The organism is Alkalimonas mucilaginosa, assembly GCF_036327005.1.
In the GTDB taxonomy this organism is placed as follows: Bacteria; Pseudomonadota; Gammaproteobacteria; order Enterobacterales; family Alteromonadaceae; genus Alkalimonas; species Alkalimonas mucilaginosa.
This window is the reverse complement of record NZ_JAUGZK010000026.1, coordinates 1-8,650: the sequence shown is the minus strand read 5'-3', so window position 1 is coordinate 8,650 and position 8,650 is coordinate 1. Positions and strand designations below refer to the sequence as shown.

8 protein-coding genes and 1 tRNA gene are annotated in these 8,650 nt (G+C 39.8%); 5 read left to right on the top strand and 4 right to left on the bottom strand.

The window, feature by feature from the left end; genetic code table 11:
* Window positions 1-122: 122 nt before the first annotated feature.
* Window positions 123-1,091 carry a hypothetical protein gene (locus tag QWF21_RS17845; protein ID WP_330089395.1) on the bottom strand — a complete coding sequence of 323 codons (969 nt, stop codon included), beginning with the start codon at window positions 1,089-1,091 and terminating at the stop codon, window positions 123-125.
* Window positions 1,092-1,237: 146 nt separating this feature from the next.
* Between QWF21_RS17845 and QWF21_RS17840 the strand changes: the two genes are divergently transcribed.
* Window positions 1,238-1,360 carry a hypothetical protein gene (locus tag QWF21_RS17840; protein WP_330089394.1) on the top strand — a complete coding sequence of 41 codons (123 nt, stop codon included), beginning with the start codon at window positions 1,238-1,240 and terminating at the stop codon, window positions 1,358-1,360.
* A 40-nt stretch (window positions 1,361-1,400) separates the two neighbouring features.
* On the opposite strand, the gene QWF21_RS17835 is transcribed toward QWF21_RS17840, so the two are convergent.
* Window positions 1,401-1,491, bottom strand: a tRNA-OTHER gene (locus QWF21_RS17835).
* Between the two features lie 42 nt (window positions 1,492-1,533).
* Between QWF21_RS17835 and QWF21_RS17830 the strand changes: the two genes are divergently transcribed.
* The 4 genes from QWF21_RS17830 (at window position 1,534) to QWF21_RS17815 (ending at window position 7,475) form a co-directional block, all read left to right on the top strand.
* Complete coding sequence (locus QWF21_RS17830) at window positions 1,534-2,691, top strand: tyrosine-type recombinase/integrase (RefSeq protein ID WP_330089393.1); 1,158 nt, start codon at window positions 1,534-1,536, stop codon at window positions 2,689-2,691.
* 779 nt (window positions 2,692-3,470) lie between these two features.
* Window positions 3,471-5,093, top strand: coding sequence for a hypothetical protein (locus QWF21_RS17825; RefSeq protein WP_330089392.1), 1,623 nt, complete (start codon window positions 3,471-3,473; stop codon window positions 5,091-5,093).
* 430 nt (window positions 5,094-5,523) lie between these two features.
* On the top strand, window positions 5,524-5,967 hold the full coding sequence (locus QWF21_RS17820; RefSeq protein WP_330089391.1) for a hypothetical protein: 444 nt from the start codon (window positions 5,524-5,526) through the stop codon (window positions 5,965-5,967).
* Window positions 5,968-6,491: 524 nt separating this feature from the next.
* Window positions 6,492-7,475, top strand: a complete 984-nt coding sequence (locus tag QWF21_RS17815; protein ID WP_407935314.1) for a DNA-methyltransferase — start codon at window positions 6,492-6,494, stop codon at window positions 7,473-7,475.
* 5 nt (window positions 7,476-7,480) lie between these two features.
* Here the strand turns inward: QWF21_RS17815 and QWF21_RS17810 are convergent, their stop codons facing one another.
* Both QWF21_RS17810 and QWF21_RS17805 read right to left on the bottom strand, forming a co-directional pair.
* Entirely contained in the window at window positions 7,481-8,329 is an 849-nt protein-coding gene (locus QWF21_RS17810; RefSeq protein WP_330089389.1) for a BglI family type II restriction endonuclease, read from the bottom strand.
* A gap of 4 nt (window positions 8,330-8,333) precedes the next feature.
* Window positions 8,334-8,564: a helix-turn-helix domain-containing protein gene (locus QWF21_RS17805; RefSeq protein ID WP_330089388.1), complete on the bottom strand. Its 231-nt coding sequence runs from the start codon at window positions 8,562-8,564 to the stop codon at window positions 8,334-8,336.
* Window positions 8,565-8,650: the final 86 nt, after the last annotated feature.

The following is an 8,650-nucleotide window of genomic DNA, read 5'->3' as shown; positions in this document are numbered from 1 at the left end:
AGAGCACGTTAGTGCTCTGTTTCGAAGGGCCAAAACATCAGCAGCAAAATTCTTACTCAGGATTTTGGATAAAGTTATCACGTATTCGACGAAACTCATTGCTTCGCTTGTAACAGCGCCTGTTATTGTGCCTGGCTATCGAAACTGGCTCCAAGCTCGCTAAGCAATTGCACCATCACCTCGTTTTCGAGCATTTTAGCAATGCTTAACGCACTGTCGCCATATTCATTGGTGGCTTGCGGGTTTAGTCCCTGTGCGGCTAAAAAAAGCACTGCGGCCGTTTGTTCTTTGGCGATGGCCATAATAAAAAGCTCCACTTGATCACGCTTGGTTAACGGGCCTTTGGCTATTAGCGAAGGCCATAGCACTGTTACTTCGTCCAGCTGGCCCCAAAACAGGCCTTTACCGATACGCTCTAATAGCGGCACTGTGGCATCTTGTAAATCCGGAGCAAAGGAATCTAACTGCCAATTTAGCGTGGCATCGGCTTCACCTAACACCACCAGGTTATCATACAATCGAAACGGAAATTGGCGCAGTGACTGGTTGGGTAAATCCGATACTGGCGCAAGCAAACGCCCCAGCTTGTCCCAGTTAGCCCCCAGGCAAGGGTCGGTAAAACCTGTATCGGTAAGCTGAAGCTCACAGCCCAGATAAGGCGAAATTAACTCGGTTAACTGCACCACCGCTGAACTGGAATTTTCAGCTGCTGATAACATTCTGTACCAGCGCTGCCCATGCGCTAAAGCGATAGACGGCAAGCGAGAATCCAATAAATTATCCGCTAAGCCCTGATAACTTTCTTTGTTCGGTAGCCAGCTTTTATCCAGCACAGGCTGGGCTTTTAGCGCATTAAAGTCTGCAGCGCTGTAATGGCATAAATAGAGCGGTAGCCCCCATTTGGGTGAGCTTGGGTTGTGAAACGCCACCTTTGCACAACTCCCCATCGCAGGAAAAGGCACTGCTGTGGGTGGGGTGCTTGCCGGCAGCGTTTCTGCGGCATCAGCTTTTGGCAAACACAAAGCTGCACTAAAAAACACTGGCAGTAAGGAGAATGCTTTAAAAACAGCAACCGGTATTGGTTTAATCATCGGCTTAACGTTCGGTAATTAATGGTTTTGGTTGTTCCACAGCTGCAGGTTGGCAGGTGCATATTTTCAAGCCTAGCGATTACTTAATAAATTTTAGGGGCATATCAAAATAAATTAAAGGGTAATTATTGGTACATAGAGCCCCGATGACCAATCGTAATCCCAAACAAGCCTGCGGAGGAAAGGATAGTGATGTACTGGGTGTGGTTTTATCAACCAACTATGGCTGCGTGATGGCAAGCTATCAATATGCAGAGCATTTGGGATGAAACTGAAAGTAGTAAGATAAAGACAAGCTACTGAAATGAATGGTGCCTAGGGTCGGACTCGAACCGACACGTTGTTTCCAACGGTGGATTTTGAATTAACCGCTTGTATTTTTACGCCATTAAAAACATACTGTTATAAGTGTTTTTTAAAACTATAACATAAACTATCACAGATGACCTACCAGCACCCCACAGGAAAAGCGCGGCTGTACAAACAGGCCGGTTCAGCCAAATGGTATATGGACTACTACGATCAGTATGGCAAAAGGCGACAAGTCAGCACAAGAACCACTGATTTTGATAAAGCCAAACAAATGCTGGACGAGCAGATGCTGGTGTTAAAGCTGGTTCGTGAAAATCGGATCGATCTTGCCCCGCGCAGTTTTGTTACGGTTGAAAAGGCAGTAAACGAAACAATCAAACATTTAGAACAGCGTCAAGCGAGAGGCTTAAAGGAAAATAAGCGCAGTCTCTTAAAAATCATAGAATTGTTCGGACCGTTAGACATTAACAAATTGAAACGAAAAGAACTTTATGAGATTTACAACCGCGAAATGTCAGAGACAATGGTCAGGAACTACAACCGCGCTTTTAAATTGCTGTTTAACCATTGTATTGATTTAGGGTATATCGAGGTTAAACCGGAGCTGCCAGAACCGAGAATCAGCGAGAAAAACAAGCGCACACCAGCAACACAAGAGCAAATCAAATTGCTCCGGCAAAGATTTATCGAGAAATCAGCCACCTCAAAAAACTTGCTCGGCAGGAGCAACTTTATGCTACTGAACCATTTTATGGAGTTACTACTCCTAACAGGCGCTAGGTATGGAGAACTCCGATATTTGCGGTTTGACGATGTCCACCCTCAGAAAATTGGAGAAACTAACGCCTTCGTAATGAACATTAGAAAAAGCAAAACTTCAACACGCCAAATCATTATTTGCCAAAAAGCTTACCGCTGCATACAACTGACAAAAATCCAGAAAAATATACACCACCTCGATACAGAGTACGTTTTCAGCAGGGAGCCTGGTTTTTTTCCTGACTTTACCAGCATTTTAAAGGAAGACAGGAACAGGTATAAAGAATGGTATAACACCAATTGTGTGTTTGACTTTACCTTGTATATGCTGCGGCATACCTTTATTACCGATAAAATCAGAGAGGGTAGAAACTTATTTTTACTCGCACAGCACTGCGGCACCTCAGTCCAAATGATCGAAGATTACTACGCCGATGCCATAGCCAATAAGGACGTTAATTATATTTTTTCTGACGACCAGTTCAGCAAACAGCTACAAAACCAAAGCCTTATGACAGACCTGTTTTAATGATTTTTACCTTTTTAAAAATGCGACAATACAATCTTTAAATGAAAATTATTTGTATTTTAGCTATTGAAAATGGTTTTTTATATGTTACCTGTAAATTAATGACGTATTTTTATATACATGCTTAAAGCGTTATTTACAGTTTGGAATCAAGATGTCTTGGGCTGTAGATGGTCAGGCCGCTTACAAGGGCGATCCAAAGCGGCACCCGCGAGGGTGGTTTCAGATATTAAATCAGCAAAGGCTAAATGAGTGAACAGAGGGGAAAACAACGCTATCACGGTAAAAAAAAGCGGCAGTACGGCAATGAGGTAATATTAAGAGATCACGGACAAAAGGGAGGATAGGCAGCCGCTGCAAGGGTTGTAAGTTTTGTCCAGTCGAATGTGTTCAGCAACAAGATCGACCAAGGTGAAAAAGCACCGAGTAATCCGGATCTAGTCTTAAATGGCTGGGGCTTGGTTTGCCGGTGAAAAAGTAAAGAATTAAGATCACCTAACCCAAATCACAAAATCACAAAATCACAAAATCACAAAATCACAAAATCACAAAATCACAAAATCACAAAATCACAAAACATTTTCGGCGTTTGACATTTTATTTCAATATGTTAGATGTAAATCATAAGTAATGATTTTCAATAACCATTTATTAAGCGCCCTTGCACTTTCGCTGCGCAAAAGTCCTATGACACTTTAAATGGCGCTACCGCGGGTCTAATTCTTTTGGTTAAACGAAAGCCATTACTTACTTTCGAATAACCAAAAAAATTACCAATCATGAGAGAAACAACCGCCCTATTTAAGTTTATCAATTACCGTAAAACGTCCTATAAAAAACCATTCAGCAGCAACCGAAGGCGCATAAACGGACTGGCCCAATTGGAAGAGTCGATCAGGCACAGCCTGCAGTGTTCGCAACAAGAACTAAAAACTGTTGCTCAGTTCAACCCCGATTTGCAGCACCTGTGTTATCTAATGTCCGGTAAAAATAAACGCCTAACCCGTTTTAGCCCTGATAAGCAGATCCGCCAGTGCTATGCTGATAAACAAATTAAACGCATTACCGACCGTTTAAATACTATTGAAAGCGGCACACCTGATCAACTTCAAGCCATTGCAACAGAAAAGCAAAAAACCGATCAGGATACCCAAAACCTGAAATATAGTTTAAGGCGTTTAGGTGAACCATTTAGCAGCATTATCAGCGACAGTAAGACCGAGATAACAGAAGAACAGATTAACGCGATCAGAGACCTTGCTGAGCAAGATCCTGAGATTAAACGAGTAAAGCAAAAACTCAACACGGTTGCGAGGTACGCCAAAGCTCATAATCAGCGAATAGCGTTAAACAACAAAACAAACCTGCAGGCAAACAGCACCGTGTTGGCGCACGAAGCTATTTTTACCATACCAGTGCATAACGGTGTTGAATTGGACAGCCAGACAATGCTGGGAATTATCAGCAGTTTTTATGAGAAGTATTTGCCAGACTTTGCCATTATGTTCGCGGTATATCACGCCAATGAAAAACTGGCAGAAGATCAAACCGGCAACCATGTACATATTTTTGTTGATGGTTATAACCAGAGCAGCGGCAAATATGACCTGCCTAACCAAATCAGACTATTAGCTGATAAATATGCCCGATTTTACAAACTGCCTGAAATAGGCACTGATAAACAACTATCAACAGATAAAAATCAGCGTGTAGGCGAATATATCCAGCAGTTGTTTTACCAACACGCTAACAAGCACCTGAAAGGCCAGGATCTAAAATTGGCATTTTTACCCAATACGGACGAACGTCAGAAAATCAGAACCGAGATCAGAAAGCAGGCCGATTTACCAAAGCACCAACGCAAGTTTAGTTTTTACAACCGCGCCAAAGAGCAAACCGAACAACTTAAAAAAGAGGCTAAAAAGGCGATTGACGCGGCAAAAAAAGCTGAGGCGATAGCAGAACAAGCCGAACAGAAAACACAGCAGGAAAAACAGCATTTAGCACTATTACAGCAACAGCAGCAAGCTTTCGCTGATAAACTGAAAGAGATCGAACTGGAAACACATTTTTTAACCTATCAGGCAGATCAGGCCAGAAAGGACGAAGAGGAAGCCAAAAAGTTTTTAGATTTTGTATTCAGGTTAAGCGCAGCATTAAACAACTGGTGGAATACTCTTATAAAAAGAGTACCTGAGCTTGTGAGAATTAAAGCAGCAGCTGAAGTATTAGAGGTACTGGACACCTGTCCATCCCCTGAAAATAAGCTGATTAAATTAGAGGTTAATAATATTCTTGAGCGAGAATTTAAAAAAGCTTGCGAGCTTGAAAACAGGTTTGGGTCATTAGAAAGCACTAATATTTCTAACGCAATAAGCAGAAAAAAATTTACACAAAAATAGCAAAGTCTATCTTTTCAGAATTGGCTAATGACTTTTGCTATAAAAATCATCCTACGTTTATAAAAAGCGCAGGATAACCCCTAAAAAATAATAAATACAATTACTTAACTCAACCAAGCCGTCAAAACACTTCAAAAGAAAAATGAAAAAAATAACTAAATTTTAATTTTTTTAATTTGTCAAGAAAAATATATTGACAAAGCTTATAACATTTTGTTACTATAGGTGCAACTTAAGAGACATATTTAAGTCCGGATATTGAAATAAACAACCGGTAAAGCTAAAAACCAAAGGAATAAACCTGTTGTAAGGCTCTCCCTGTCTTAACAAAAATTCTCCTTGGCATTATGAAATCTTTGGGCTTACCCATTTTTTTCACCAGATACAACATGTGTTGAATCGTTAGCCATTTTCAAAAGGAGAATTTAATATGAAAAAAGAATATAAAAATCAAGAATTTAATGAATTATTTTCGATAGTCAACTTGGTTGTGCGCATTCGTAATGTCTTGCCAAAACCCGAACAAGATCGACTTCTGGAAGAATTCATAAAAAGTATAGATTTATTTAGAGAATCTGCGTCTGCAATAAAAATGTTCTTGGGTGTACCCTTTAATAAAGATAAAGATAAGGTATTTGCTTGCAATCAGTTACTTAATAAAGAGTGGGTATATCAATTTATTTATGAATGCTTAAACAGCGGTTTAAAGCCTAAAAAAATAAATGAATGGTTAGAAAAACTAGAGTTGGATTTTCATGTAACTTTAGATTGTGCAGCACCTGTATTAAATTACGTAATAAATCAAAGTAATAGCACTGATAGCTTTATACTGCCCATCCCTGCCATTGTTAATGGAGGGCGTAAAAATGTATAAAATGTTAAATGAAAAGACAATGGTACTTACTGATATGGTAATAGTGATCGATAACGAAAATTATTACCTTGGAGTAGTTTTCGAGCCTGTGGTTGATTTTGCAAATCGAAGTTATACAAAATCAATTCGAGAATACAGGCTATATCGTTATAAGCATGGTAGGTTTCGATATGTCATACAAGTTCCAACAGTTTTAATTCAACACTGGTCTGGCACACTAGAAGCATTAGCCGCGTAGATATCAAGAAACGCGTCACTCTATACTTAGAGTATTTTTATGCGAAAGACAACATTTTACCGTCAAGCAGCTCCTATTTAACGAGCTGCTTTTTAGTAATACTGCACACCCTTTACTCTTTAAATAGTAAGCTGCTGTTTTATATGAAAATCCTCTTTTTTCAGACATCTTAAATGCCAGCTACTTCATACACATATCACCATTCTTAAATCAAATTTTTCCAACGTCTTGTTGAATTGGCAAAAAAACTACTGTATAAAAGCACATAAAGCCACTAATGAATACTATGGTCATCATGAGCGCGATTGCACTAAATTCTGTAGACAACTACCTGCCAATTAATCAACTCCATCAAGGTGATACTAAAAAGCTGATTCATCTGCTTGAACCAGAGTCTATAGCTCTAAGTTTTTGGTCTCCACCATATTTTGTCGGAAAACAATACGAAAAAAATGAAACTTTCGATGACTGGCAAGAGCTACTAAAGACCACGATTCAAGGCCACTTCAGCGCATTAACTAAGGGTGGTTTTCTGGTAATTAATATTGATGACATCCTCGCATTTGCCGATCCGCAAATGCCGAAGGTACAAGCTCCAAATAAATCTAAACTAAGGAGTGGTGTCACTAAAGAGGATGTTCTGGCTGCTAAAAAAATGTACCCTGACTACAACAGAAGGCAGTTAGCAGCGATCTTGGGTTGTAGTGAACAAACTGTAGATCGAAGATTGAACGGCAATAATATTCGAGGAGGAAAATACTCTCTTCAAACAAGAGTACATTTAACCGGTCATTATTTAGAGAGATATGCATATGAGTGTGGCCTTTATTTATATGACAGAAGGGTTTGGGTGAAAGATCCAACTTGGCAAAACTCCCAATGGCACTCAAGTTCTTATAGAGCGGTAAGTGAGTTTGAACATTTATATTTTTTCTGGAAACCAGGCGAAACCGTGATTGATAGAAACAGATTAGCCCCCTCAGAGTGGTCAGAGTGGGGCAGTCGAGGTGTGTGGAATATTAGATCTGTTAGATCAAATAGAGATCACGAAGCTCAGTTCCCAATTGCATTAGCTGATAGGGTAATAAGACTTCTGACAGATGAGGGAGATACAGTTCTTGATCCATTTATGGGAAGTGGAACTACAGCTCTAGCAGCAATTAAAAACAAGCGTAACTATATCGGCTTTGAAAGAGAACAAAAATACATAGATCTGGCTAGAACTAGAATAGAAGAGGAACTCAATCAGTATACGATTCCTCTCCTTTAAAAATACTACATCCTTGGTTTCAAAACAGGCTGTCCGTCAGAAGAGTAATCTATCTTTTGACAACGCCAGCTTTGAAACTTTGCCAATGGATCAAGTTTTATTCTTGTCCTCTTTCTTTCAACATGAACCTCATCTTTACCGGGTGTCAGTAATCCTGGTATACGTTGAGACAAATTCGGACCGTCAAATAGAATTAGTCCATTCGGAACTGATATAAGTTCAAGACACTTTAATGGCTGTTGGCCAAGCGAATGAACTTCATATACAATTTTTATGTAGAAAGTTAAAGTCGGAAGGACTTTTCCATCTATTATATAAAAGGGTGGTAGTTCGGGCCTAAATTGCCTGGTCATCTTAGGCCCTGTCATATTTACTAAGTCGTTATATACAAGCTTACTACCTTCCTCAATCATCCCATTACCAGTAACTTGGTTTGGACTGCTAACAACTTCATTAGGATTATCGTTTGGACCAGTAGATTTTGCGTCTATATGAATGAACGCGTTTCTACACGTAAATCTTATGTCGTGGCCGTAAGGAGCACCGACAAATCTTACATCATCAAAGTAGGAGGCTATTTGAGAATACAAGTAACCTTCGATCACTTTCTCACCAACTTCACCCCAAGGGAAAGCCTCTCCCCTTGGTTTATGGCCTCGCTGAATAGGTGCATACCTTTCCCAATAACTATTCAAATCAGACGTTTTATCAAAATCCTGCTTTATTTTGACCGCATTATTTAGCAGCAATTTGCTCAGAGTATGCGTTGTTTGTTCCTCCAACTCGATTAAAGAAACACCACCATCAGCAATCAACAAATCCCTAGCATCCATGTACTCTTTAATAGTATCCAAGTATTCAACCTTCCATAAGTGTGGATAAATTACAGCCAAGAGCTTTTGCAAGCCTTGAGATATTTAGAATTGATATGTTTCTCTCGCCTCGTTCAATTGAACCAATATAGGTACGATGGAGACCACAAAGATCCGCCAGTTCCTCTTGTGAGAGATTTCTCTGTAATCTGATCGTTCTTAGTCGATAACCGAAAGCGACAAGAAAAGCAGATTCTTCTGGTAAGTAATTGTTCATGATTGGAATATTGCTGAAATGAAGATTATGCGTCTACAGACTATAAGTAGCTTATCAAGCAAAAAAAAACGCCCTTGAAGGGCGTT